This is a genomic window from Brevundimonas sp. ZS04 (assembly GCF_001956865.1).
In the GTDB taxonomy this organism is placed as follows: Bacteria; Pseudomonadota; Alphaproteobacteria; order Caulobacterales; family Caulobacteraceae; genus Brevundimonas; species Brevundimonas diminuta.
In genome coordinates, this window is the sequence record NZ_MTHE01000042.1 from 1 (window position 1) to 350 (window position 350).

Below are 350 nucleotides of genomic sequence, written 5' to 3' on the forward strand. Positions count from 1 at the left end.
CGTGGGAACCATGGGGGTGCAGGCGGCGACCGAACCCAACAACAGAAGACGATAAGCGATACGCATAGTCACAGGCTAACGCCCCCGAATTCCACGACCAATCACAAGCGCGCGAAGGTCCGATGAGTTTCCGTGATAAGGGTGAAAGCGCCGTTAACCATTCTTGCAAGCAGGCGGTTAATCAGCCGAATTTACATTGCGGCGTTCCCTGAGCACGGCCTGGTGGCGGAGGGGCGACGCGCCGGACGTGCAAGTCCGGAGATCCTCCGTTCGACTCGGGGGCCAGGCCTCCAGCGGATTCCCCGCGCGGAATGTTGACGAAAGGCGAAGGCCTCTCTATACGACCGCCT

The 350-nt window shown here is 60.6% G+C and carries 1 tRNA gene; it reads left to right on the forward strand.

From position 1 onward, the window contains the following. The first annotated feature begins 216 nt into the window (after positions 1-216). A tRNA-Ala gene (locus tag BJP32_RS17395) sits at positions 217-293 on the forward strand. Positions 294-350 lie beyond the last annotated feature (57 nt).